Genomic DNA, 26,516 nt, shown 5'->3' on the forward strand with positions numbered 1-26,516 from the left:
ATAAAAAAATACGATTTCATGATTATATTTACTGATCAGACAAAAAATAATAACTCTGATTTTTCACAGATTTATGTTTTAATTAGTATCAAATACTTATCATTGCAATAAAGTTGTAACATCAAATACGTATTTTTATGACCAGCTTCTTTACATTTAAACCCTGAACTATTTTGATCCCTGGCATATGTAAATCATCAGGGAAAAAGATGGCAAACATACCTCTTTCCAACTTGAAAAATGTCGGGTCACCTTCATAAAAAGCAATATCACGCTCCTCACTTTTTGAAATTTGAATGTGATTGTTCAAGGTTGATATACCAATGAATTCGGCCCCTGAAATAATGAACTGTACATCGATAAATTTAAAATGCCCTTCGAGTTTGCAACCTTCCCGATTTTTCGTATCATATTCCTGAATGAGGGCAAATAGGTCGTCTTTTTCAATTTCATATCTGCCTGATTCCAGACCTAATAAATCAGTATCGTTGATGTAATCTAATGCCTTAGAAATAAGCGGACTAAGTCCAGTATATAATTTGTAATTTCCAATTTTGTCTATGATCATGAATTACTGGATGAGGTTAAATTCTCTGGTATCGATCAGTATAGTTTCTTTCGTATCTCGGTTCCAGATATAGTATTCAATTTTCCATTTTCCGAAAGTGTTCCCACCTACATTGATGAATAGGGTATTAAACCCAGGTGAATAAAAGCCATAGAGCCCGAACTCATTTTTACTGCCATTGGGATAAGTGACAACATATTTGCACGACCAGATGGGCGTACCGTAACTATTTAAGTAAGTGCTGGTCGGAGGTCCTTCAATCCATGTTCCAAAAACCTTTTCCCTGCCGGCCAGATAGCCCGATTCGTACAGTTCTTTTTGGGACCAGGTATCGCCTCTTTTTATGATCTTAAGTACTTTATCATATTCTGTCTGATCGTAGATTCCAATTCCAATATCTTTTACCTGCCATCCTGAAACAGATTGTTTTGTTGGCTTACCATAGGTTGTCTGAAATTCAGACGTACCTACCAGCCTTGTTTCTTGTGTGTCACGGTTCCAAATAAACCATTCGATCTTCCAATTTCCGGTAGTGTACCCACCTGTTTTGATGCCAAAATAAGTAAATCCGGGAGTGTAAAATCCGGATGGGCCGGCTTCAAAAGTTTTACCATCGGGATAAGTGATTTTGTATTTATATAACCAAACTGTAACACCATAACTGTTTTTATAAGCATCGGTATGAGGGCCTTGGATCCATGCCGCAAATAACTGATTGCCTTTATACTTTCCTGCCTGAGCACCATTTTCATATAATTCTTTGGCATCCCAAACCGAACCTCTCTCCATAATTTTCAGTTCTTTATCGTAATTCTCATCCTCCACAATTATACCTACACCAATATCTTTAAGCGACCAGTTTTGACTGTATGCAAAACCACCCATTAAGAGTGACATTAAAACAAGAATCAACCTTTTCATAAGAACCTCCTTTTTTATAATACTTATTTTGAAAATTAAATTTTGTAAAACGCATTTGATTTTTAACAAGATATACCTTAGCTTATGTAAATTTAAAAGCTTTCTGAATATCTTTTATATGTTGAACACAAAATAGTTATGAACTATTTCTTTGATTTAATAAGAAGGAAAGTTGTTTAAAAATATCTTATCCTAGTGCCACATCCAAAAACATCATGGCGGTAAATCCCAGCATAGCACCTACTGTGGATAAATCGGTTTCATGTCCGGTTTGAGATTCGGGGATCAGTTCTTCAACAACAACAAATATCATTGCTCCAGCGGCAAATGAAAGAGCATAGGGGAGAATGGGGGTCATGGTCAAAACCAAATAGGCACCCGTAACCCCTGCAATTGGTTCAACCATGCCTGAAAGTTGCCCGTAATTAAACGATTTTAACCTTGAAAAGCCCTCTCTTCTGAGAGGAATTGAAACCGCTGCCCCCTCAGGAAAGTTCTGTAATCCAATGCCAATGGTTAGGGCTATTGCACCGGCTAACATTCCTGTATCGGGATTATTTGCCAATGCTCCAAAAGCGACCCCTACCGCCAATCCTTCAGGAATATTATGCAGGGTAATTGATAAAACAAGTAATACACTTCGTTGCCATGAAGTTTTTATTCCTTCAGCTTTATCAATTGATAACCCTAAATGTAAGTGAGGTAGAATCTTATCAACCAAAAATAAAAAAGCACCTCCCGCTAGAAATCCAATAACGGCCGGTATCCATCCAATACCACCATTTGCTTCTTCCATTTCGATGGCAGGTTTTAGTAGAGACCAAAAACTGGCAGCGATCATTACACCGGCTGCAAAACCAAGCATGGAGTTTAGTACTTTTTTGTTGATTGTTTTAAAGAAAAAAACCATGGATGATCCCATTGCAGTGAGGCCCCATGTAAATAGTGTAGCAAAAAGTGCAAGTAAAACGGGATTATATTCTAGTAAAAAATCTAAATTCATTTTTTGTTCTATTTAGTATGATTTAGTAAAAATGATCTGTTTATTAGAGTCAAAGTTAGAAAAATCCTGATATGGTTCTATGGAATTATTTGTACGGAATAAGAAATTATTTGCAATATTGATTGATAAAATCTAAACGAGAACAAAGTGTAGGAATCTAAAATTATTTCCACCTCGTATCTTTCCACTTTTTTTGATCTTCTTTGTCAAGGAAAGTCCAGGCAATGAGTCGGCTGGTTTTATTTCCCTGCCCCATGGGAATGGTTTTTACTTCAAGCGCTCCAACTTCTACCAGGATTTTATAAGCACTTTTAAGGGTCGATTGTTTAGAAATTAAAGATGAAAATAGAAAGCAATTCAGAGCAAATTTTTTACTCTGACGGATCATGTTTCTTACAAAACGTTCTTCGCCCCCTTTGTACCATAATTCGTTACTTTGACCGCCAAAGTTTAGAATGGGTTCGATAATCTTTTTATCGTTTAAATTATTTAGCTTTCGAATTGTTCCTGCCTGTGCTTCAGCTTTCGAAGCATGGAATGGTGGGTTGCAAATGGATATGTCAATTGGTTCATCTTTTGCGATTATCCCATAAAAAAAATCGTTAGGATCATTTTGTAACCTGCATTCAATTTTCCCTTTTAAGGTTTTATTTTGAGCTATTATTTTATTGGCAGATTCAATAGATATGGGGTCGATATCTGAACCAATAAACGACCAGCCATATTCCATATTCCCTATAATTGGATAAACACAGTTAGCACCAACGCCAATGTCCAAACATTTAATATTTGGTCCGATTGGCATTTTCCCATAATTATATGAAGCCAATAAATCGGAGATATGATGAATATAATCAGCTCTGCCGGTAATTGGCGGACATAAATAATTTTCCGGGATATCCCAATATTCAATGTTGTAAAAGTGTTTTAGTAAGGCTTTATTTAGCATTTTTACTGCTTCAGGATCAGAAAAAACGATGGATTCATCCCCATAAATATTTAAATTCACAAAAGGCTCTAATTCAGGACAACTTGTTTTGAGTTGCTTAAAATCATAACGCGAACGATGTTTGTTGCGCGGATGTAATTTGAATTTTACTTTTGGATGTTTTTTCTTTTTAGGTAGCATTGAAATTCTTGACTGTTACTTATTGCAATTCGGTGCCTGGTATTCGCTATTTTTTTTTCTTTTTTAAATTGGCAATTTTATCGCCTCTGGTCAATGGTCGCTTATGTTTTTTCATCTTCCTTAAATAAGAACCTCCTTGATTTACCTTAAGGTTTTTCTCTAATTTCTCATGAAAAGCAGGTCCTGCATAAGATTGCTTTATTTTTTGTTTAAAGGGCTCAATAATTACAGGGCGTTCTTCCGGAGCCAACTCTTTTGATATTTCAACTTCAGCAGGAAATTCAAGAGTAGGGATTTTGAACAACATCAATGATTCTATGGCTTCTTTCAGCACCAATTCTTTTTCGGTATAAAACAAAATGGATTTACCTTCGCATTCGGCCCTTCCACTTCTGCCAATCCGATGGATGTAATTTTCGGGATAATTAGGGGTGTCGAAATTGATAACATGGGTTATTTTATCCAAATCCAAACCGCGGGCCATTACATCAGTTGCAATCAGAATCCTGTATTTTCCTTCATCAAAATGACGAATTGATCGCATTCGGTAATTCTGTGCCTTATTCGAATGGATGATACAACTTTCCTTTCCAAATTCAGTGTCTAAGGTTTCGAATAAACGGTCAGCGATTCTTTTATTGGATACAAAAACAAGTACTTTTGCGTATTCCGTTTTATCCTTCAAAAGATACTTTAACAAATTGACTTTGGTATAAAAATTCTCCACAGGGTAACATTGTTGTTCAATATTATCTAAAGGGGTTCCGCTTAAGGCAATGGAAATTTTAACCGGAGTAGTAAAATAATCGTCAATCAATGCATCAACTTCATCGGTCATGGTAGCCGAAAACATGATGTTTTGACGTCGTTCAGGCAGCAGTTCAAAAATGTTTGTTAATTGATACCTAAAACCTAAATCCAACATTACATCCACCTCATCGATCACCAATTTTTTTATCGCTTTCAATTGAAGTGCCCTGCTCAAAGCCAGATCGTATAAACGGCCCGGGGTTGCTACCAGGATGTCCGTACCCTTCGCGACGGCTATTTTTTGAGTGTTGATATTTGTTCCGCCATAAACTCCTAAGGCCCTGATATTCATGTATTTTGTCAGGATTTGTATTTGTTCTACTACCTGCAAAACCAATTCGCGAGTCGGAACCAAAACTAAAATTCTCGGATTTACCTGATCGGAAAATTTTAAATCCTGCAAAAGAGGCAGCATGTATGCAAATGATTTTCCTGTGCCGGTTTGTGCAATACCAACGATATCTTTGCCCGAACGAATTACAGGATAAGCTTCTATTTGAATGGGTGTTGCTTTCTCAAAGCCCAAGTCGGCTATTGCATTATTCAATTGCTTTGAAAGATTTAAATTCCCGAACGAATTCATAAAAATATTTTTTTACAAAGGTAGGGTATATATTCAAGAAGCCAATCCCAGCTTACCAAATACTGTAATTTAACATGTTGCGTTTCTTCTATTCATAGAAATGAAGACTTTAGACATCGGATTTTAGATAAAAATGATGTTAAGATAAAAGTTAACAATCTGTTGCTTTAATGGTCAAACATATTGTGTGATGAAATTACTTCAATTTCCCTTGTTTTATTGCATGATACAAAATGGATTCTCAACAAAGTGACCAAACAAATTAAAATAAATCGTTTTTAAATTCTTTGGATTAAAAATCGATGTAAGAGGAACCTTTCCACACAAATTGCTTGCAACACTTAACGTTTTGATAATTTAAATAGGATTCTTCGTTTAATGGAACAATCGAACCCTGAAAATTGTATACCGGAGGAAAAGAAGAGCTTAGGAGGTTGTGGTTCTCAAAAAAATAATTACCCTCATATTTATACCTAATCCATGCCGATATTTCTAAACTTGAATATTGATCAGTAAGCGATGCAATTTTATCGGCAGCAATTCTTTCTTTCAGCCAAACCGGGATTTCACTTTCCGGAACAAAATTTTCATTTTGGATATCTTTCTTTTTCTCGCACGAGATAAGTATTAAAGACAGAACTAATAAAATCAACGGTTTTTTCATCTGAGAATTACTTTTATTTAATAAATGCTTAGAAATTTAACTGGATAGTATTTAAAACCAATTAATGATAAACAGATGCGAAAAGTAATTGAAAGGTTGCGCCAAAAATATATTTAATATCAATCCTGCTTTTAGTAATCAAAAAAAACATGGAATTTTTTAAAAGGTCAATTTGTGAAATAAAGTACAATAAATAGACCCATAATGCTTTCAGCAGGATCAAAATATATTATTTGTTTTGATCCTGCTGTAGAGGTTATATTTGAGAAAATAAGAAGTAAACTAAATAATTTTATTGTCCACCTTTAGCTTTCTTTTCCTTTTTTTCAAGCCGCTTTTCTTTTAAGGTTTTAGTTGGGGCTTTTTTAACCTCTTTTTTTGCATTTTGTTCTTTTCCCATGGCACTATTTTTTTAAAATTATAATTATGTTAGTTTAATACCGTTTGGCTCAATGCTTATTTTTCGTTGTTTGTATAATGAACCAAGCGATTTTTTAAATGCTTTTTTGCTGATCCCAAAAGTTGAATAAACCTCTTCAGGAGAACTTTTATCGGTAACTGCCATGAATCCTTCATTTTCCGACAGCCTTTGTAATATTAGTTCAGTATTTACATCATTAAAGTTTTCAAAGCCAATAGGCTGAAGGGAAATGTCAATTTTATTATCTTCACGGATATTTTTTACATACCCTAATAGCTTATCACCTAAGTTTAGTGGCTTGAAAATCTCGTTTTCATAAATCAAGCCTTTGTGTTGGTTATTTACAATTACTGTAAATCCCAAATCTGTTTCTTTTAATACCAATAAATCAACCTTTTCACCAGCTGTTAAATTGATATCTTCATTTTGTAGTATTTTTTCAATCTGATTGCTGGCATAAAGTCTGTCGGTGTTCCGGTCAATGTCTAAATAAACAATATACCATCTTCCTTCTTTCATCCGTTGACGTTGTTCTTTGAACGGAACGAAGAGATCTTTTTCCAGACCCCAATCCATAAAAGCTCCAACATCTGCAACATCTTTAACCTGAAGCATCGCAAACTCATGCAATAATATTTTCGGGATGATATTGGTCGCAATTTCTTTTTCATTATGATCGAGATAAACAAAAACCTTCAATTCGTCACCCATCTCAAATTTATTTGGGCAATATTTAGTGGGTAATAACACATCATTGCCAGATTCGTCACCTAAATACAAACCAAAAGGGGTACGGCGTAAAATTTTTAAATTATTATATTTTCCTATTTCAATCATTATTCGCTATCCTAAATGCTATTTGTATCAGGGCTTATAAAAGTACTTTTAGTTCCTGATTATAATCATATTGTAAATCTTCGTGTAAGAAAGATATTGCTTTTTTAATGGTTTCTATTTGACGTTTGTAAATATTATCAAGTGTTATATTTTTTTCAATATATGGAACTGTATTTTTAAATTCAGTACAAAAATACATTAGTAATTCCACCTCTGTTTCTTTTTTCTTCGAATATTTAACATACTTTTTAACATTGCGTAAAATTTTACGAACGCTCTTTTTAATGTAAAAATAACTTGCCGTATTTATCAGTTTAAATTCATCTTTAATTTCAGATTTCACATTTTTAATATAGGATGCTTCATCGCCTTCCTCAAACAAAAGATAAGTCAATAATTCCTTATTCTCCTTTTTGTATTTTGACAAACGCATGCATAATTCTGTCAGTTCTTTTTGAGAACGGGTACTTAATTCTAACTTAAGTTCTTTTATCGATGCGGCCTTCATAGTCAGGATTAAATATAAACATTTTTTTATAGCAGTGGTAAAAAGAGAAACACCAAATTTGATTACAATAAATTAATTTTTATTACGCTCAAAAATCAATTTCATTTTACTTTCCACTCCAATATTCCTCCCGAATTATCTTTCTGTAATTTTGCTTTAATCCTTAGTCCCTTTGTTTTTATTGGATTGAAAACAACGGTATTATACTGATCAAGATTAGTTGTATAAGCATTGTTTGTTTCGACCTTTACCCAATTATTATTTTTATCCTGATATAATAATTCCCAGCTTTCTGGCACCCTGAAATTCCCATCATAATGTTCCATGTTTAGCCAGTAAACGGAGGTTTCAGTAAGAGATTGTGGCTCATTGAATAAGTAATCAACAGTTTCTTCTGAACCTTTTTTTAGCCACCAATAGAAATACGATTTATCGGTATCGCCTGAATTTTTAGGATCGAAACCATCATTAAGCCCCGGAATATTATCAGCTGAAGTGCTGATATTGGCTGATTCTGTCAGAGATCGCGTTGGTTTTAGAATGGTGGTTGATTCATTATCTGGCATCCATACCAACATATTAGATTTGCCACGATTGTTCCAGGCATAATAAGGAATGGCTTTTAATTTAATAGGTTCTATGATTTTTGTATCACCGTTCATGCTTACTTTATTGCCATGCATTGAAAGCGTAACAACCCCATTTAGCAGACTTTCTTCAAATTGACTTTCAACTGGTTCATCGGAACTTACAAACTCATCGAACATCCATCCATCATCATTATCTTTGTCTTCAAAACAGTACACAATTGGCCCTCGCTGATAAGCCAATTTGCCAACATTGTTGGTCACTTTTTGATTGGCAACAATTTTACGTACTGGCATTGGAAAATCAATTTCAATCTGATCATCCTTATTCCAGTTGTTCTCCAAAAGTGCATAACCATTTACTATTTCCGGAATTTTTTCTTTTCCGTTAACACGAATGGTGTAATTCTCAAGGCTTTGATCTGTGAATTGGTATAAATCCGATGGAACTGCCTCATTTTGTGACCAACCCGGAATGCGGATTTTTAGCCCGAATTGGCTTGTGATGGCATTGTCAATTATAATAAGCACTTTACCATCCCAAGGATAATTAGTTTGCTGACTCATACCGATGGTGTCCTGACCTAGTGCGATGGATGCCTTACCTGTAGCAAATAAGTTTACATAGATGCTATGTTCATCAGTAGTATAAACATATCCTGGAACAGAAGCCATAAATCTGGTAACATTTCCAGGGCAGCAAGCGCATCCAAACCATGGCGCACGATCGTGGTTATGGGCAGATTCAAGTGGATTATCGTAGAAAAATTTATCACCGCTAAGTGAAACTCCTGAAATAATATTGTTGTAGAGTGAGCGTTCCAATACATCATAAAACTTCGAATCACCTTCATTTAGAAATAAGCGGTAGTTCCAATAGACATTTGAAATAGCAGCACATGTTTCACAATAGGCCGTCATGTTTGGCAATTCATAATTAGCACCAAATCCTTCTCCTTGTCCCAACGCACCAATTCCTCCTGTGATGTAGAGTTTTTTAGAAACCACATTTTCCCAAACTTTTTTTGTGGCATCCATCAAGGCCTGATCGTTCATCAGCGAAGCTACGTCTGTGACTCCTGAATACAAATATCCAAAACGAACTGCATGTCCAACCGCCTCATCCTGTTCAACGATTGGTTTATGATCCTGACTGTATTCACTAAGTTTATGACCATCGGTACCTTTTCCGGTTTCATCAATAAAGAAGCGAGCCAACTTTAGGTATTTTTCATCGTTGGTAACTCGGTAGAGTTTTACCAATGCCATTTCAATAATCGGATGCCCGGATGGTGCTTTTTTCTGTCCTTCATTCGGACCAAAAACGGTATTAACCAAATCGGCATTTTTTAGGGCAATGTTGAGCAAAGTTCTTTTTCCTGTTGCTTGATAATGTGCCACTGCTGCTTCATAAAGATGTCCGAAATTATATAATTCATGACTATTCAATCGATCCCAGCGGCCCTTACCGTACCAGCGTTGCAAACGCTGACATTGATTGGTCAGACAGGTATATAAATAGCCATCGTCTTCCTGGGCCGCACCAATCATAGTGATAAGGCTGTCGAGATAGTTATCAAGATTTTTGTCATATTGTACTGCAAGCGTATAGGAGGCTCCTTCCAGTATTTTGTAAACATCGGTATCATCAAAAGGATAGTCACCTTGATGTTCGCCTTCTATCAATCCTCCGGCCAAGGCAAAGTTATCCATGCGTCCGGTTTCCTCGCTTTTCCCGAATGCTGAAGGAATTGAAACTATTCGGTTGATTTCTATTTTTGGTGCCCAGAACTGATCGCTTAAATGAACTGAGGTAAATGGGACAGATATCAATGGTTTAGCTGTTTTTTCTTTTGCCTTATTGCATGAAAATATGAATGAAACAACAAAGACGCATAATAATATTTTTTTGATCATGAGGTAATGAATTGAATAAATAATTTATTTTTTGAAAGTACTGAAGTGATTAGTTCTCCCTCAATTCAAAAATACAAAAATAATATTAGCATTGATTGAAGCGAAAGGTGAATTAGTAGAGTTGATAGATGTATAAAAATTGTTTTAAATGATCAAGTTGAAACTGTATTAAGCAATTTGTCAGAATCATTGTATTTAACAGATATTGTAAAATATAAAATGACCAAAATAGTTGTAAATCCTGTCACCAGAAAGGTCCAACTCGCACCAAAAGTAAACCAGATTAATCCGGCCATTGAACTGGCAATCATAGTGCAGATGCTTTGGAACCCGGAAAAAGTGCCTATGGCAGTAGCTGTATCTTTTTTATCGGTGATATTACTTATCCAGGCTTTTGAAATTCCTTCGGTAGCTGCTCCATAAACACCATAAAGGAAAAATAAAGCAATGAAAGTATAAATATGAGTACTGAAACTCATCCCGAAATACACGATGGCAAACAAGGAAAGTCCGAAAATAAACATCTTTTTCAGTCCGATTTTGTCTGCTATCATCCCAATGGGAAAAGCAAACAAAGCAAATATCAGATTGTAAAAAATATAAACTCCTATTACTGCGATATCGTCAAGCCCGGCTTGCTTTGCTTTAAGTAAGAGAAAAACATCAGAACTGTTAAATAGCGTAAACACAAGAAGCCCGATGACAACTTTGCGATATTTTTTTGGACTGACTTTCCAATATTTCAAAAATGAAAAAAAAGAAATTGGTTTTTTAGGTTCGGGAATATTTTTTCTTTTAACTTTCAGAAAAGAAGAAGCAAAAATCGAAAACAAACCGGGAATAAAAGCAATATAAAAAAGAGTGATATAATCTTCCGGGTAGAAATAAAGATAAAATAATGCCAGCAATGGACCGGTAACTGCTCCAAAGGTGTCCATCGACCGATGGAAGCCAAATATTTTCCCTTTTGTTTGCGGAGTCGCTTCATCGGATAATATGGCGTCTCTGGCTCCAGTCCTGATTCCTTTTCCAAAGCGGTCAATGGTTCTCACAAAGAAAATCCATATCGGATAAACAAAAAATGCCATCATCGGTTTTGACAGTGCACTTAAAGCATAACCAATTTGAACAAACGGAACTCTTTTGCCCGAATTGTCCGAAAGTTTTCCAAAGTATCCTTTACTCAATCCTGCAGTAGCTTCTGCAACTCCTTCTAAAATTCCAATTAGGGCTATTGAAAATCCGATTGATTTTAAATAAATAGGCATAATTGGATAAAGCATTTCACTGGCAGTATCGGTGAAAAAGCTTACAATTGATAAAATCCAGACTGTTTTTGTGATGTATTTCAATGCAATGAATTTATTATCAAGTTAATGGTTAAAACACTGCAAATTCATTACAGCTAATTTAGTTTTTGTAAATTTCTACAAAAATTACAAATTACAAATTATAAATTACATCTGCCCAGACAGAACAAATTCCACACTTCGACACTTCGGCGATGCTCAGTGTGACGATTCCAATTCCCAATATTATTATAGGTTTTTGTATTGTTTGAATTTGATACTTGGTGCATTGAATATTGTATGATATTTGTAATTGTTTTTTTTGTGCTTACTAAATGAATCCTGTTTATAAATCAAACATATGGATTTTAATCCAATAGTGGTTTAGTCAATTCATTTTAAACCTTCCATAACCCTTGCCCAATCAAAGGCAGGGCCTAAATCCCATTTTCCATTCGGGCGGAAATTGATGTGACTTAAAATCCCTTTGAACGAATTTGCATCAGAAGTATTTAGAACTTCATATCGCTTATCTTCAGCTAAAAATGTTCGGGGAATATTATATCTGGCCGTTAGGTACCTTAGAAGCAGAATAATGCTGTCGTACTGTTCATTGGTGAATGAAGCAAAATAGTTTTGTCCACGGAAACCTGCTTGAATAAGAGTATAATACTCCACATCTGATAGATTACAGTAATCATCAGTATTGCTATAAACTGTGACCAAACGATCATCAATTTTTTTTAAGTAGCCAATATTGGAAATCTCAATGGCTATGGTTTTTTTACTCATATTACTGTTACCTCCAACAGTTCCGGGGCCTAAATGATAGGACCAGTATTTTGAGGACCAAAGATTGAATATTTTGCCGCTCCGTCCAATTATAAATGGAACAGAAACATGACTATTTGGACTTGTCATGGTTGAGATATCTCCTTTCAAATAACCTGCCGTAAAATGCAGAACAATCTTTTCCTTTTTGATTTCGTTTTTGTAGAAAAAAGATTCATCATTATTTTCTAAACGGCATTCGGTGTAGTTCAAGGATAAGTTTTCACCAACTATCGGAATATTGACCGGCTTTAGAATATGTTTTTTCCCTTGTGAATCTAGTCCTGAGGTTTGAAATGAATTCTCGTGATCTGCGATTGATGATGCTTTCATGGCTTGAGAGTGTGTGTTATATTTACTTATTGGTTTTTAATCAATTAATTTTTTTCTACTCGATCAATTTATCATTTTTATTCGTTTTATTGAATATTCTTTCTTGGCTTAAATCAGGATAGTCATTATTCTCAAATAAAAAGGAATGTTGTTTGCGTTGATTAATAGTAAAAAATTCAATCGTTACTTTTCTTAAAATTTATACCATTATCTTTAATTTGTCACATCTCTGAACGATTCATTTGATCAGAATGTTCATTATCCAATTGTAAAAAAACGCCCCAGTATGAAGCAGTTTTGTCAAGAAGAATTTTAGATTTAATAATAAAGTTTTAATTTCTATTGTTTAATTATTTTCGATGTAATAATTTTCCCTTCTGTCTCAAATTTTAATATGTAAAATCCAGCAGGCAATGAAGATAAATCAACTTCTTTCTCATTGTAGATGTCTTTTACGAGTTCACCTATACTCGAAAATATTCTTAATCTGAAATATTTTTCAGCATAAATATAAATTCGGTCGGATGCAGGATTAGGATAAAAGGTGAAAAGTTTATCTGAAGGTTCATCAATAGCGGTAGTTGTGGATACAACAATATATGCAGTTTTTGTAATACTATTATTACCTGCATTGTTTGTACTGGTTAATTTAACCTGATAGGTTCCCGGTGAATTATAAACTACAGAAGGATTTTGTAAACTCGAGGTAGCAGGCGATCCACCTGTAAATATCCAACTCCAACCGGTAGGATTATTGATTGATAAATCATAAAATTTAACCGTAAGGGGAGCTGAACCTGTTTTTATATCGGCAGTAAAATTTGCGACGGGTTCAAGTTTTAAATCTCTTACACCGGTTGCATAAAAAACGGGCCATTTTGCATCTATTGCAATGATACTGGCTGAGCCGCTTCCTGCTATTTTGCTCGAAGCAAGGTTTATACTTGCAACTACCTGCCTGCTGCTGGTATTCAGTGCCGCAAATGCAATTTTATCGTCATTTTTTGAAAAAGATGGAAAACCAACCGTTGCATTTGTAGTTATCGTTTCTACATTCCCGGTTAATAAATTTGCCCCCAATATGGCATATTCGTTTGAAAAACCATTTATATAATCAAATGCGATGATATAGGGTGAGTTTTTTGAAAAAGTAGGATTTCCAATACTTACATCATCGGGTAGCGAACCATAAAGTTTGGTTACTAATCCATTGCCAAAATCATCAGTTTGATTGTCCCAAACCTTGATAATTCCAATATCCCAGTATGTTATATCTGCCGATAGGGTTGATTTGATGGAGTTGTAAGCATCATAAATAACATACTCACCTGTATGATCAAACTCGATGGCATCTGCATACAGAACTCCACCGGCTTTGTCGCCGCTGTTGCTGGTGGTGGGATTATATAACTTGAACTTTGCCCAACGTTGTGTGATAAAATCATACACATAAATAGCAGTATCAATTTGGGTTGAAATAGCTGCCAATCTATTACGATCCTTCGATAAAGTTACATTGTCCCAAAATGCTTCATTCGAGACAATGTATTCATTGGGTGCATTGGGGTCAGAACTCATGGCCCTGATTTTATGGTCATTCGAAACAAATAAAATTGTACCGCCATTGTCCGAAACGCAAACTTTACCTTTCATGATTGTGGTTGTGTAAGCCATAAAATTAGTGCCAGTAGTCGAGCTTCTATATAGGGTATTTGCGTTTAATGTGTCTGTATCGTATGTTAGAAGGTATTCTTGTCCGGGGTTAACCTCATATTCCTGAGCGTAATTTATTTGGCTGTCTTCATAAATTCCAACTGCATCAAAAGCTTTACCGGCTTCCGTTGCTTCCGAGGAGTTGTTCCCATATAAATCTTTTGCCGATTGCACTACTGCAAGCCGAAAATCAATAAATTTTGATTTACTGACCAGATAATTATTCAGGGCCCGGTAAAAAACCTTCTCTGCTTTTGTTTTGCTTACTGCTGTAGCAAAAAGATAATATGCATAATTGCCAATTCCGCTGTTAATATGAACACCGGCATTATCCTCCTCACCAACGTACATTTCCGATAAATGTTTGGGTTGCCAGTAATAGTGACTCGAATTACCACCATTATGTGGATCGGCCATATTTCTTAATGCACCGGATGGATAATAGGGCGATTTTACGATATCTTCACCAATCAGCCAATCATCACGGTCGACCATTGATCCAAAAATATCAGCATAGGTTTCATTGATTGCTCCCGGCTGTCCGTAATATTCTAAATTAGCCGTATTTGAAACAACACCATGCCCCATTTCGTGAGCCGTAACATCTAATGCCCCTGCAAGAGGTTTGAAGTATGTACCTCCATTTCCATAAAATACAGCTCGCCCATTCCAAAAAGCATTTTCCATCGAGGTTCCATCATCTTCAGCAACATTTACAAGTGAGAGAATATCGCCTCCCTGATCATTGATGGAATTGCGGTTAAAAGTATTTTTAAAATATGTGTATGCTTGCTTTGCATTGTAGTGTGCCGAAACACTGGCACGATTTGTCCATGTATTATTTGTTGATGTAACAAATGAATAGTTTAAATTGGTAGTTGAAGTGTTATTTGCATCTAAAGTCATGATAATACCCTCTGATTTAGTTGAGTTAAACATAGCTTCGGAGATATTATACAGATAATAGGTTCCGGCTTCGAGATAAGTATTTATCGTACGTAATATTCCGTTCAGATCATAAGCACTTGCGATAGTCGGGCCATCAGAATTTGTATTATTATAGAAATGGATTATTTCTCTGCTGTTTGCATCGACAAAATATTTCCATTCCTCAATGAAATTGGGGCGATATGAAATTTCGTAAGCCAGTTTACCATCGTAAATAACCAATTCTGATTCCGGTCGATCGTACTTTAATAATTCTTTTTCTTTTGTTGACAGGTTTTTTAAAATGGTTCGTGCTTTTAGGTCATCACTAACTATATTTATTGCTGTTTGTTTATCGATACCGGGGCTAGATTCAATTGCCGGATTCAAAAGTTCAATCCGACCTGTAAATAAATCTTTATCAGCACCTATATGCAAGTATGATTCGGCTCCATACACTTTTACTCCTTTAAAATATTGTTGGGCCTTTACATGGGTTATCCCTAAACTATCAGTCTCCGTTTTGGTAATTATCAATTCATCTTTGGGTTTGAGAAGTTTTGTAGTTGATTTTGTCGATTCAAAAAACGAATAGAAATGTTCTTCACTTGTTTCAACTTTTGTTGATTTTAAATTACTATTTGTTCTCTCAAAAAAAATGGGGGAACCTCCATCTGATACCAAATTTTGCACAGAATCATGATTGCTGATTTTGGGGACTTGCAGTGTTGCCGAAACGGGGAAATTATGATTTGAATTCAGGACACCTGATTTCAAATTCGGATTATTTGAGATTGTTTTGAATGTGAAACCGCTGGGAGAATTATTCGTCTGTGTTTTGGTACGGCTCTTAAAATTATTTCCCTGTTGAGCAAATGAAATAGCTGAAATGAGGAGCGCATACGAAAGAAATATCAGTTTTTTCATGTTAATTGTGTTTTAGTGTATTGACCAATACTTTGTAAAATTCTACAAGCTCAGGCGATTTTGAACCATCGGTCCAGGTAACTTTGTGGGTGCGGATATTCGATTTTATTTCAATAAAATAAGTCATATTACCTCTTTCGGTAAATTTCAGATTTTGAAACCCAATTTCTTTAACATAGTTTGTGATTCTTTTAATTTCTTTCCTTGAAATTTTATTTATTTTTTCTGGGATTGTATTTACAATTTTATAAACCTCACCGTTATTTTTTAAGAGATAATTGCTGCTTGCCCCTGTAAAACCGCCACCACTTCCAAATGATATTTCGGTAAAAATATTTGCTAATTCGGTTCGGTTTTTTTCTGTGGCACAACTGATTACCAAAAAAAGAAAACAGATTAGAACCGTAATTTTCAGTTTGCGTGAGGTCATATTATGCATGAGCTACAATTTGTTTAAAAAAATATTAAATACTCCATTCTCTGTAAAGTAAGGAGCAAGACCGTTTTTTATTTATATTTTATCGATTTTTAGGTCGATTGAACACATAACAAGATTGTAGTAGAAAATCTTTTATCTGCAATTTGAATCCCCGCGGAAAGATTTTCATCATAAATATATGAAAAATTTATTATGAGTAATATTAAATGAAAATTATAAGTAGCCTAAGATTAGTAGAGTAAATATTTTATTATTTCACAATTTCATTAAACAAGCATTCAGTACCCTGGAATTATTTTTTAGTATTTGCTATCCTTCATTTGCTTATTGTCAAGTCTTATTTGCATCAAACAATGTTTGCAGTCAAACTTTAACAAGTATTTCCGGTTCTGATCCTCCAGATAAAGTGGTTCAGGCGGGGTATTTTTCGCATGCTGAAATTTTTCACAAAATCCCAATTCATGTTTGATGCAGTAACGAGTGGTCATCAGCAGTTGAGCTTCTTTCACTGTGCTGATTTCCAATGCTTCCTCAAGTTTTTCTACCCCATGCTCTTTGTAAAACCGGATTGCTTTCTTGTTCGAGATATTTTCAGAAAACCCAACCTCAGTGTGAGGTAATTTTGGATTCTTACTTTCTACCTTCGAATCTTTTCGGGCAAAAGTTAAAATGCGAAGCTTTTCGTGTTTCTCAAAAAGGGTTCTGCGAATTTCATTCAATTCGGAAATACGAAAGAAATAGGCAGTTTCGTAATTAATTTTCACCTCTTTTATATCGAACATTGAACTTCCTGATTTAGAAAGCTGAGCAATAATATTTTTTGTTGCCTGTTCCGAATCTTTTGCTAGTTCGGGTAAAGAATCAAGGATATAAACAGAGCTGATTTGATCCTCGTCGATAAGCTCAAATTGAAGTTTGGATTCTTTCTCTGCCAAATTAATAGTTGCGGAAATTTTGCGTATGGATTTATCAGCATCAAGTGTTTTATTGAATTCATGATCGTAGTTACGATAAAGCTCGGTCCCATGAATAAGATTTGATTTGTTGTTGACATATATTTTATGATCCAGTACTTTCTCAACCCTGATCCCAATCAATTCATTGTTTTTAATAAAACAAAGCCCATCTCCATTGTGCAATATTTCATTCGTGGTTATGGTAATAAAATCCGAACCCACCATATCTACGATCCCAAGTCTTTTGCCCATCGATTTAGGCGAATATTTGTTGATCAGATTTTTCCCGTGCCCTGATAAAAAATAATTTGTACTTCCCCTGCTGAAGCTCTTTTCCGGATCAGGTTCAAAATTGATTTGAGTTTTTCCGGATGAGGGTTTTTTATAATCGGATCCCAATGCAAAAATTTCATCCAGTTTTCTTCGGTAATAGCTGACCACATTCTTTACATAATTGCTGTCTTTTAACCTTCCTTCAATTTTCAAACTTGTAATTCCTGCATCAATCAATTCTTTCAAATGATTACTTAGATTCAGGTCCTTAAGAGAAAGCAAATGGCTGTTCAATATAATTTTATTGCCTTCTCCATCAATCAGGTTATAGGGGTGACGGCACATTTGGGCGCACATGCCCCTGTTTGCACTTCGCCCTGTAACAGCCTGACTGAAATAGCATTGTCCGCTCAAACTTACGCATAAGGAACCGTGAACGAAAAACTCCAGTTCAGTTTTTGTTTGGCTTCTGATATTCCGGATTTCGTTGAGCGAGAGTTCACGTGCAAGCACAATGCGTTCGAACCCTAGTTCGTCAAAAAAGCGGATCCGTTCGGGATCATAATTATTGGTTTGCGTACTGGCATGGAGTGGGATGGGAGGGAGCTTCATCTGCAAAATCCCCATGTCCTGAATGATCAGTGCATCAGCACCTGCATTATAAATCTGATGGATCAGCTTTTCGGCTTCTTCCAATTCATGATCGTACAAAATGGTATTCAGCGTGACAAAAACCTTTGCTTTGTATTTATGGGCATATTCAATCAGCGTTTCAATATCTGCCACCGAATTAGCGGCAGCTGCCCTGGCCCCAAATCGATCAGCTCCAATATAAACGGCATCAGCGCCATAGTTTATGGCAACCTTGCCTGTTTCCTGATTTTTTGCGGGTGCTAAAAGTTCAATTGCCTTCATCTCAAACAAAAGGGCAAATATACAACGCTTTTCGCTCCATATTCTTTTAGGGTGATGCTTTCGTGAGGGGGAATTCTTTTGATTAAACCAGCGGTAACTAATCAGTCAACAGCAAGTCAATAAAATTAAGGTATTTGAATGAAATCTTTCTTTGCTTTGTGTCTCTTTGAGCTACTTTGGGTAACTTTGTGTAATAGCTGTGTCACAAAGAACCACAAAGAAGACACTAAGTATCACAAAGAAGACATCTTCACAACCGCTCATTCTTGACACTGATTAGTTACAACCAGCGTTTTAAAATAAGCCGGGATTTCGGTTTCAAAACTCATTTCCTTTTTTGTATAGGGATGCAAGATATTCAGCGAAGCGGCATGCAAGGCCAGTCGTTTGATCCCTTTTTCGGGGATCCCATAAATTTTGTCGCCTAATACAGGATGTCCCTTTTCTGAAAAATGTACACGAATTTGATTTTTTCGGCCCGTCAACAAGGCGATTTCAAGCAAACTGTATTTCCCTGACGCTTTAATTACCTTATATCCTGTTTGCGATAATTTCCCTTTTTCAGGATCATTTACCGAATAAACCCTGTGTGCAGCATTTTCGAGTAAATAGGAGGTGATCATGCCTTCTTTTTCCTGAATCGGGCCATGAACAACCGCAAAATATTTTTTACTAAAGCTGTTCCAATTTTCCTGTAAAAAACGTTTAGCATTTTCGTTTTTAGCAAAAACCAGGATTCCTGAAGTGTCTTTGTCGAGGCGATGCACGATGAATACACGGTTTTTTGATTTTGGATTTCCTTTCCTTACATAATCATTCAACAAAAAGTAAGCTGTTTTTTCTTTTTCCCTGTCGGTACTAATGGTTAAGAGGCCATACTCTTTATTAACGACCAAAATATCCATATCTTCATATAGAATGGTGAGCCCCTTGGGTTGGTGTTTTTTGGAAGGGCCCTTAAAAGATGGGGTTATTTCTTGCATATACAACAAATATATGAAGAAATGTGATGGATTGAAGCTGTGCCTTTGTCTAAAAATTAGTATCTATTTATGAAGTTGTTCATTAATTTTAAATAGCAACAATTGTTTGTTAATCGGTTTGCTTATATGATCGGAACAACCACAAGCTAAGGCTTTAATTCTGTCAGCTTCGGTAATGTATGCTGTTTGGGCAATTATGGGTAATTCAGGCTTAAATTCTCTTATCTGTTTTGTGGCTTCGTAACCATCCATCTCAGGCATTTTAAGATCCATCAACACCAAATCAATATGCGGGTTAAATTTACATAACTTAACAGCTTCAAGGCCATTTTCAGCCCTGATAATGTTTATTCCAGAATGCGACAACATTTCTTCCAAAACCATAAAATTAGAGTCCTGATCTTCAGCGATCAATAATGTTTTAGTGGTATTAAATCCAAAATTCAATCCCTTGATGGAGGGTATTTCAGGTAATTTTTTCGGATTTGTATTTTTGTATGGAATGGTAAAATAGAATACTGAACCTTTACCCAATTCGGAAGTTAACCACATTTTACCGCCAAGCATTTCAACATAGGCTTTTGAGATAGACAGACCCAATCCAGAACCGCCAAAATTTCGTGTAGCGGTGGTTTCAACCTGACGAAATCGATCAAATATTATTTTTTGCATATCCAAATGAATACCTATACCTGAATCTTCCACATAAAATTCCAATTGGCTGTCTTTTACCTTATAGCCGTAGTTGATATAACCATGTTGGGTAAATTTAAGGGCATTGCTTATAAGATTGGTGAGTATTTGCGTTAGTTTGGTTGCATCGGTAATAATAATTGCCTGATCATCGGTTAATCTGGATTTCAAACTAAGCCTAACATTCTTTTCACTGGCTTTTGAGGAGAATTGCTCTTTTATAAGGTCACATACTAAATTAATGTTAATTTCATTTTTCTGAATTTTTTCCTGCCCGGCCTCAATAGAGGAAATTCGAATTATATCATCAATAATGGCAAGCAACTGATCGCTGCTTTGAAGGATGATATCGGTAAATTCCTGGCGTTTTTTTGGTTTCAAGTCAGGGTCGTTAAGAAATCCTGAAAAGCCCATTATGGCATTCAAGGGAGTTCTGATTTCGTGCGAAACATTATTCAGGAAAGCGGTTTTTAGGCGGTCGCTTTCCTCGGCTCTTTCCTTGGCTTTGATCAATTCGTTTTCTAATTTTTTTCGTTCTGAAATATCGCGGCAACTGCCGTAAATCCATCCATTGGGAAGCTGAACGGTATTCAGGTCTGTGTCTACATAGCTCCCGTCTTTCTTCACAAGTTCTATCTCGGAATAGGAACTGCCGGTTATAAACAATTGCTGAAAGATTTGAAAATACTCTTCCATTCTGTTTTTGGGTGTTATATCGGCAATTGTAAACTTCAGTAATTCTTCCTTTGAATAACCCAATAAATCAACAGCCTGTTTGTTGACGTATATGTATTTGCCTTCTTTATCGGTAATGAAAATTGCATCAGCGGAGTTCTCGGTAATTGTCTTGAATTTTTCTTCGCTTTCTTTAAGTTTATTTTCAGAATTTTTTCGTTCGGTTATATCGGTTGCAACACCAATAAGTCCTAATATTTTATTGTCTTTGTCCTTTACAACGGTTGTTGAAAGGTAAACAGGGAATTCGCTCCCATTTTTTCTTTTGTTAAATAGCTCACCATGCCATTCACCTCTAATTGTGGCGGGTAGAATTTCACTAACCTGGTTCTGCTCATTTTTAGTAGAATGCACCAAACTAATTGGTTTCCCAATCAACTCTTTAAGCTTATAGCCATAATTATCTAAAAACGCTTGGTTCACGAAAATGATTTTATCCTCCAGATCGGTAATGCTTACACATTCATTTATACTCTTCAACGAATGAGCAAGCATTGCGATTTCTTTTTCTGCCTGTTTTTGCCCAGAGATGTCTCTTGCTATACCCAATACGATACTTTGATCCTGTATTTTTATTGGGTACGTGCTGATTTCAACCGTTATTTCTGAACCATTTTTATTATTTATTACAAATTCATCGGGACCGGTAGCCTTGCCCAATAAATTTTTACCAAGTAGCACAGATGCTTTTGAGAGTTGAATCGGAGAAATGAGTTTTAACTTAAAAAAACTTTTCCCAATCAGCTCAATTTTACTATAGCCCAGCATTTTAACTGCTGCAATATTGCCGTCGATAAATGTACCTTTCAGGTCAGTCAGATAATAAGCATCCGGTGCGTAATCAAATAAAATCTTAAATCTTTCTTCAGAATTTTTCAATTTCTCCTCTGCCTGCTTCCGTTCGGTAATGTCTCGCCCAATTCCCAGAATACCTAGAACTGTTCCGTCTGAATCGTATAAAGGGGTTTTGATGGTATCCAGAAAGGCGCGATGTCCATTGTTAGCAAAGGTAACCCACTCTTCGTTGCTGGTCGGTTTACCTGCCTCTATAGCTTTTTGGTCATTTTCGCGAAAAAAGTCGGCCAATTCCCGGTCAACAAAATCATAATCGGTTTTACCAATGATGTCAGCTTCAATTGCTCCAAAAAAACGTTCGAACATCGGATTGCACGAGAGGAACACTCCATTCGTATCTTTTAGCCAGATTAAATCGGGGATAGTATTCACAAGTGTGCGGAGGTGAGATTCACTCTTTCGCAGTGCCAACTCCGATTGCCTTCGATTTGTTATATCCTGTGAAATTGTTGCAATAATATTTTTTCCTTCCTCATCCAGAATACGCGACGAATTCCACAAAACTGTTTTGATATGATTGTCTTTTGTTAAAATGTCTATTTCATCAATATCTTGTTCATCGTCAAGATGATTTTTTAGCAATTCAAGTGTTGCAGCAATTTTTTCTTTTGGAAAAAGAAAATCAATTCTTCTACCGATAACTTCAGTTGAATCATAACCGCTCAGTAATTCAAATTTGTGGTTGAAACGTTTTATTATCATGGAAGTGTCCCATATAATAATTGGTGCATGCATAAGCTCCAAAAGAATGTTTAAAGAACCACTTGTTTCCCTTTGTGTTTCTTGTAAGGTATCTTCTTTGGCTTTTCGTTCAGTAATGTCCTCAATGGCAAGAAGAATAATCTTTTCTTTTCCATATGCCCTTTTTACCTGACGTGCATTTAAAAGCATTACTCTTTTACCGATGGCAGAAAAGGTGTGTTCAACCTCGTAATTATCAAAAAAATTTTTTTCAGGAATGATTTCTTCCAGCAATTCTTTCAGTTTTGGAATATCCCATTGGTGATTCCCTAATTCATAGATAAGCTTACCAATTGTTTCTTCAGCGCTTACTTTGAAAAATTTATAAAATGAACTGCTGGCTTTTATTACCCTTAAATCTTTGTCAATTGCAAGTAATGGTTCACGTACCGTGTCGATTATATTCTCAGTGAATTCATTTAATTCATCTGCGGATGTTTTAATCTTCGCGAGTTCTTTTCTGGTTTTTTCGAGAACAGCTTCCGTTTCTTTTCTTTCAGTGATATCGCGTATATTGCATTGAATGACCTTAGTATTGTTTACTAAATAAACATTGCTGACAAATTCAACATGGATTTTACGTCCATCCGATGCTTCCAATGGTAAATCTTCATAGCGAACATATTCTTTTTGTTTCAATTCCTGGAATTTATCTATATTTTCAATAATATCCTGAAAAGCACCAATTTCCCAGATTGATTTTTCAATAAATTCTTTTTTTGAATAGCCCAGCAAATCAATTAAAAACGGGTTAACGTCAACAATCTTCCCGGTTTTAGCATCAAGAATCAGAATCCCGTCTTTCGCCGATTCAAACAGCCGACGGTAGCGGGTTTCGGAAGCATATAATTCTATCATAAATATTGATCCCTTTTTTTTGGATTTTTTCTCATGATTATTTGTAACTATTGACTTTCTCATGATATATAATTGTTAATGCAGCACCAATATGATCAGCACTGCAATCTTCTAAAATAACCTTAGTTCACATTTGATCTCATATTCCCTGGCATATTATATTGACAAATACGGCACACAGTCAATGAATCCCAGTTCAGGTCATTTTTTAATAATTAATTACAAGACATTGAACCCATTAAATATTTATGTTCTGCAAACTGTCCAGAAATCCAAATACTTTCAGCAGCCAAATCACAAGGATGATTACAACAACTGCATTAAGAATTCCCTTAATTGTGCGTTGCATGGGAATGAAGCTATTGATCAGCCAAAGTATCACCCCAACAACTAAAATGACGATAATGATTGTTAATAATGGCATAATAATAAATTTAAATTGTTACTAAATCGTACTTCACAAAGTTCAGGATCATTCCTTTAAAAAACATTACACAATTCTGCATAAGAGTTACATTATTCACACAATTTTATGTTTATTCAATTCCGAGAATTAATTGTTTACCATTATCCTCAAATAAGCCATTTTTGAAGGAAATTGGCATTGAGGATTAGAATTCCGTCTTTCGCCGATTAAAATAAGCGGCGAAAGACGGAATTCAGAAGCATATTATTCTTCTATTAAGATTGATCCCTTTTTTGAATTTTTTGCCATGACATTCTGTTTTGCGACTTATTTTTTGGCAAATTTTATCAACTCTGAATTAAACTTGTCGGTTTCCTCCAAAAACATGCTGTGACCGCTTTTTTCAAAGGCAACAATGTGTGAATTTTTGATACCGGCTTTCATCTGTTCAGCTAAATCAAAAGAACATATTTTATCTTTTTTGCCATGCATGATCAAAGTTGGAATGTTAATTTTCTTCATATCATTTCGTAGGTCGGTATCACGTAAAGCAATTAAACATTGGGCAGTTGCATAAGAAGATGCACTGAGATTAATGTTATTTAACCAACTACGTATTCCTTCATTTAATGAAGTTTCGGTTGCAGAGAAAATCTTACCAAAATTGGCCAATAACTGTGGCCTGTCCTTATCGTTCAATGCAATTAATTCATCAACTGCACTTTTAGGGAGGTTGAATTTGAAATCGTTGCGTTGTGTCCAAATCGGGGCTGCTGCTCCCGCCAATACCAACCTGGAAACATGAGCTCCATCGTCCACTGAAGCATACCGGATCGCAATAGCACCACCCATCGAAAAACCTACCAAAACAGCGTTTTTTACATCCAGTTTACATAAAACCTCTTTAATATCCGAAGCATGTACGTCGTAACCATATTCTCCGTAGGGTTTATCTGATTTGCCGAAACCCCGTAAGGTAATACCTATCGCCCTGAAGTTATTTTTTATCAAAGTATTGTATTGGTATTCATACATTTCGTCACTTAAGGGCCAACCGTGTATCAAAACAATTGGTCTGCCTTCACCTGCATCTGTAATATGAAGGCGAACATTAGGTTTAACTTCAATGTATTCTGCTCTGGCCTTACCGGAAATTAAATTTTCAGTTAATTTTTCCATTATGTTGAATATTAAATTATTTTGATATTACTTTAAATGATTCAATTTCTTATCGTCAATAGTAACTCCCAATCCTTTTGCTACGGCCATTCCTAACTGACGATCGGCACGAAAGAAATGAGACAGTTGTCTGTTGATAATTTCATCTTTCTTTTTTCCGGAAATGCCTTTCATTGAACCTACAATATTGCCGACAAGATTTTCCTTGTTCTTTTCGCACATAACCTTGCTGTACAACAAGCCCGGCTGTGTGAAATGATCATCATCGTTTTCGTTACGGTCAAACCAATCGGCAACAGTCGATTCCATCTGCATAGGCGGTTCTTTATAACTTTCGTCAACAACAATATCATCAAAACTATTGGGGCGATAATTCGGATTGGCACCTCCATTATCTCCAACCTGCATAAGTCCGTCACGTTGGTAATTTGAATGTCCGTAAGGACATTGGTTTACAGGAATCTGCTCATAGTTCACCCCTAAGCGATAACGCTGTGCATCGGGATAAGAAAGCAATCGTCCTTGCAGCAGTTTATCGGGTGAATAACCAATGCCGTCAACAACATGGGCCGGGTCAAATGCAGCTTGTTCTACATCACGAAAATAATTTTCCGGAATTTTATTCAATTCCATGATACCCACGTCAATCAATGGAAATTCTTTGTGGAACCATACTTTTGTGATATCAAACGGATTCCATTTAAACGTTTTAGCCTGTTCGTCGGTCATTACCTGAATTTTTAATGCCCATTTCGGAAAATCATTTTTGGCAATGGCTTCCACCATATCCCGTTGTGCCTGATCAAGGTCAATTCCTTTCATTTCATCGGCTTCTTTTGCAGTGAAATTTTTCACCCCCTGTAAGGTTACAAAATGAAATTTTACCCAAATCCGCTCATTGTTTTTGTTGAAAAGAGAAAAGGTATGGCTACCAAAACCATGCATGTGCCGATAGGAAAACGGAGTTCCTCTGTCGCTCATCAGGATGATTACCTGATGCAAACTTTCGGGATTCAAACTAAAATAATCCCACATCATGGTAGGGCTCTTACAATTTGTCTTGGGATCCCGCTTTTGCGTGTGTATGAAGTGAGAGAATTTTTTCGGGTCCTTTATAAAAAATACCGGTGTATTATTGCCCGCTAAATCCCAGTTGCCGTCTTCGGTATAAAACTTCACCGCAAAACCACGAGGGTCACGTTCACTGTCAGCACCACCTTTTTCACCACCAACAATTGAAAAGCGGACAAATAATTTTGTTTGCTTGCCTATTTTTGAAAATATTTTCGCCTTAGTGTATCGGGTGATGTCATGGGTTACGATAAAGGTGCCGAATGCACCTGTCCCTTTTGCGTGAACTACTCTTTCAGGAATACGTTCCCGATTGAAATGCGCCATATCTTCGTGAAGAAAATAATCCTGTAACAAAATGGGTCCGCGGTTGCCAACAGACTGCGAATTATCAAACTCAGTGTAAGGCCTGCCGCTTGCTGTTGATAATTTTTTCTTTTCCAT

19 protein-coding genes are annotated in these 26,516 nt (G+C 35.8%); all 19 read right to left on the reverse strand.

Annotation, left to right across the window (positions count from 1 at the left end; translation table 11 throughout):
- Positions 1-121: 121 nt before the first annotated feature.
- Entirely contained in the window at positions 122-568 is a 447-nt protein-coding gene (locus tag KKG99_10250) for a YhcH/YjgK/YiaL family protein (protein ID MBU1013378.1), read from the reverse strand.
- A 3-nt stretch (positions 569-571) separates the two neighbouring features.
- Positions 572-1,489 (reverse strand): hypothetical protein, encoded by a 918-nt coding sequence (locus KKG99_10255; protein ID MBU1013379.1) that lies wholly within the window; start codon positions 1,487-1,489, stop codon positions 572-574.
- Positions 1,490-1,676: 187 nt separating this feature from the next.
- A complete protein-coding gene (locus KKG99_10260; protein ID MBU1013380.1) occupies positions 1,677-2,492 on the reverse strand; it encodes a ZIP family metal transporter in 816 nt (271 codons plus the stop codon).
- A 163-nt stretch (positions 2,493-2,655) separates the two neighbouring features.
- On the reverse strand, positions 2,656-3,621 hold the full coding sequence (rlmF, locus tag KKG99_10265) for a 23S rRNA (adenine(1618)-N(6))-methyltransferase RlmF (protein MBU1013381.1): 966 nt from the start codon (positions 3,619-3,621) through the stop codon (positions 2,656-2,658).
- 46 nt (positions 3,622-3,667) lie between these two features.
- A complete protein-coding gene (locus tag KKG99_10270) occupies positions 3,668-5,014 on the reverse strand; it encodes a DEAD/DEAH box helicase (GenBank protein ID MBU1013382.1) in 1,347 nt (448 codons plus the stop codon).
- A 292-nt stretch (positions 5,015-5,306) separates the two neighbouring features.
- Complete coding sequence (locus KKG99_10275; GenBank protein MBU1013383.1) at positions 5,307-5,678, reverse strand: hypothetical protein; 372 nt, start codon at positions 5,676-5,678, stop codon at positions 5,307-5,309.
- 424 nt (positions 5,679-6,102) lie between these two features.
- A complete protein-coding gene (locus tag KKG99_10280; protein ID MBU1013384.1) occupies positions 6,103-6,936 on the reverse strand; it encodes a GntR family transcriptional regulator in 834 nt (277 codons plus the stop codon).
- 34 nt (positions 6,937-6,970) lie between these two features.
- Positions 6,971-7,444 (reverse strand): hypothetical protein, encoded by a 474-nt coding sequence (locus KKG99_10285; GenBank protein MBU1013385.1) that lies wholly within the window; start codon positions 7,442-7,444, stop codon positions 6,971-6,973.
- A 101-nt stretch (positions 7,445-7,545) separates the two neighbouring features.
- Positions 7,546-9,948 carry a glycoside hydrolase family 127 protein gene (locus KKG99_10290; GenBank protein MBU1013386.1) on the reverse strand — a complete coding sequence of 801 codons (2,403 nt, stop codon included), beginning with the start codon at positions 9,946-9,948 and terminating at the stop codon, positions 7,546-7,548.
- A gap of 152 nt (positions 9,949-10,100) precedes the next feature.
- Positions 10,101-11,300 carry an MFS transporter gene (locus KKG99_10295; GenBank protein MBU1013387.1) on the reverse strand — a complete coding sequence of 400 codons (1,200 nt, stop codon included), beginning with the start codon at positions 11,298-11,300 and terminating at the stop codon, positions 10,101-10,103.
- Between the two features lie 330 nt (positions 11,301-11,630).
- Positions 11,631-12,401, reverse strand: coding sequence for an N-acetylmuramoyl-L-alanine amidase (locus tag KKG99_10300; protein MBU1013388.1), 771 nt, complete (start codon positions 12,399-12,401; stop codon positions 11,631-11,633).
- Positions 12,402-12,740: 339 nt separating this feature from the next.
- Positions 12,741-15,968 carry a M4 family metallopeptidase gene (locus KKG99_10305; GenBank protein MBU1013389.1) on the reverse strand — a complete coding sequence of 1,076 codons (3,228 nt, stop codon included), beginning with the start codon at positions 15,966-15,968 and terminating at the stop codon, positions 12,741-12,743.
- A 1-nt stretch (position 15,969) separates the two neighbouring features.
- A complete protein-coding gene (locus tag KKG99_10310; GenBank protein MBU1013390.1) occupies positions 15,970-16,407 on the reverse strand; it encodes a hypothetical protein in 438 nt (145 codons plus the stop codon).
- Between the two features lie 299 nt (positions 16,408-16,706).
- Complete coding sequence (locus KKG99_10315; protein ID MBU1013391.1) at positions 16,707-18,551, reverse strand: U32 family peptidase; 1,845 nt, start codon at positions 18,549-18,551, stop codon at positions 16,707-16,709.
- A gap of 260 nt (positions 18,552-18,811) precedes the next feature.
- On the reverse strand, positions 18,812-19,534 hold the full coding sequence (locus tag KKG99_10320) for an RluA family pseudouridine synthase (protein ID MBU1013392.1): 723 nt from the start codon (positions 19,532-19,534) through the stop codon (positions 18,812-18,814).
- Between the two features lie 63 nt (positions 19,535-19,597).
- Complete coding sequence (locus KKG99_10325) at positions 19,598-23,479, reverse strand: PAS domain S-box protein (protein ID MBU1013393.1); 3,882 nt, start codon at positions 23,477-23,479, stop codon at positions 19,598-19,600.
- A 175-nt stretch (positions 23,480-23,654) separates the two neighbouring features.
- Positions 23,655-23,840, reverse strand: coding sequence for a hypothetical protein (locus tag KKG99_10330; GenBank protein ID MBU1013394.1), 186 nt, complete (start codon positions 23,838-23,840; stop codon positions 23,655-23,657).
- A 309-nt stretch (positions 23,841-24,149) separates the two neighbouring features.
- Complete coding sequence (locus KKG99_10335) at positions 24,150-25,001, reverse strand: alpha/beta hydrolase (GenBank protein ID MBU1013395.1); 852 nt, start codon at positions 24,999-25,001, stop codon at positions 24,150-24,152.
- Positions 25,002-25,028: 27 nt separating this feature from the next.
- On the reverse strand, positions 25,029-26,516 hold the full coding sequence (locus KKG99_10340) for a catalase (GenBank protein MBU1013396.1): 1,488 nt from the start codon (positions 26,514-26,516) through the stop codon (positions 25,029-25,031).

It is taken from the genome of Bacteroidota bacterium (assembly GCA_018816945.1).
Taxonomy (GTDB): domain Bacteria; phylum Bacteroidota; class Bacteroidia; order Bacteroidales.

What these genes read in the sequence shown, in the direction of transcription:
- KKG99_10260 (MBU1013380.1), bottom strand. Translation starts at nt 2,492, where the DNA reads ATGAATTTAGATTTTTTACTAGAATATAATCCCGTTTTACTTGCACTT.
- KKG99_10300 (MBU1013388.1), bottom strand. Translation starts at nt 12,401, where the DNA reads ATGAAAGCATCATCAATCGCAGATCACGAGAATTCATTTCAAACCTCA.
- KKG99_10275 (MBU1013383.1), bottom strand. Translation starts at nt 5,678, where the DNA reads ATGAAAAAACCGTTGATTTTATTAGTTCTGTCTTTAATACTTATCTCG.
- KKG99_10285 (MBU1013385.1), bottom strand. Translation starts at nt 7,444, where the DNA reads ATGAAGGCCGCATCGATAAAAGAACTTAAGTTAGAATTAAGTACCCGT.
- KKG99_10255 (MBU1013379.1), bottom strand. Translation starts at nt 1,489, where the DNA reads ATGAAAAGGTTGATTCTTGTTTTAATGTCACTCTTAATGGGTGGTTTT.
- KKG99_10310 (MBU1013390.1), bottom strand. Translation starts at nt 16,407, where the DNA reads ATGCATAATATGACCTCACGCAAACTGAAAATTACGGTTCTAATCTGT.
- KKG99_10305 (MBU1013389.1), bottom strand. Translation starts at nt 15,968, where the DNA reads ATGAAAAAACTGATATTTCTTTCGTATGCGCTCCTCATTTCAGCTATT.
- KKG99_10340 (MBU1013396.1), bottom strand. Translation starts at nt 26,516, where the DNA reads ATGGAAAAGAAAAAATTATCAACAGCAAGCGGCAGGCCTTACACTGAG.
- KKG99_10320 (MBU1013392.1), bottom strand. Translation starts at nt 19,534, where the DNA reads ATGCAAGAAATAACCCCATCTTTTAAGGGCCCTTCCAAAAAACACCAA.
- KKG99_10335 (MBU1013395.1), bottom strand. Translation starts at nt 25,001, where the DNA reads ATGGAAAAATTAACTGAAAATTTAATTTCCGGTAAGGCCAGAGCAGAA.
- rlmF (MBU1013381.1), bottom strand. Translation starts at nt 3,621, where the DNA reads ATGCTACCTAAAAAGAAAAAACATCCAAAAGTAAAATTCAAATTACAT.
- KKG99_10270 (MBU1013382.1), bottom strand. Translation starts at nt 5,014, where the DNA reads ATGAATTCGTTCGGGAATTTAAATCTTTCAAAGCAATTGAATAATGCA.
- KKG99_10315 (MBU1013391.1), bottom strand. Translation starts at nt 18,551, where the DNA reads ATGAAGGCAATTGAACTTTTAGCACCCGCAAAAAATCAGGAAACAGGC.
- KKG99_10290 (MBU1013386.1), bottom strand. Translation starts at nt 9,948, where the DNA reads ATGATCAAAAAAATATTATTATGCGTCTTTGTTGTTTCATTCATATTT.
- KKG99_10325 (MBU1013393.1), bottom strand. Translation starts at nt 23,479, where the DNA reads ATGAGAAAGTCAATAGTTACAAATAATCATGAGAAAAAATCCAAAAAA.
- KKG99_10250 (MBU1013378.1), bottom strand. Translation starts at nt 568, where the DNA reads ATGATCATAGACAAAATTGGAAATTACAAATTATATACTGGACTTAGT.
- KKG99_10280 (MBU1013384.1), bottom strand. Translation starts at nt 6,936, where the DNA reads ATGATTGAAATAGGAAAATATAATAATTTAAAAATTTTACGCCGTACC.
- KKG99_10330 (MBU1013394.1), bottom strand. Translation starts at nt 23,840, where the DNA reads ATGCCATTATTAACAATCATTATCGTCATTTTAGTTGTTGGGGTGATA.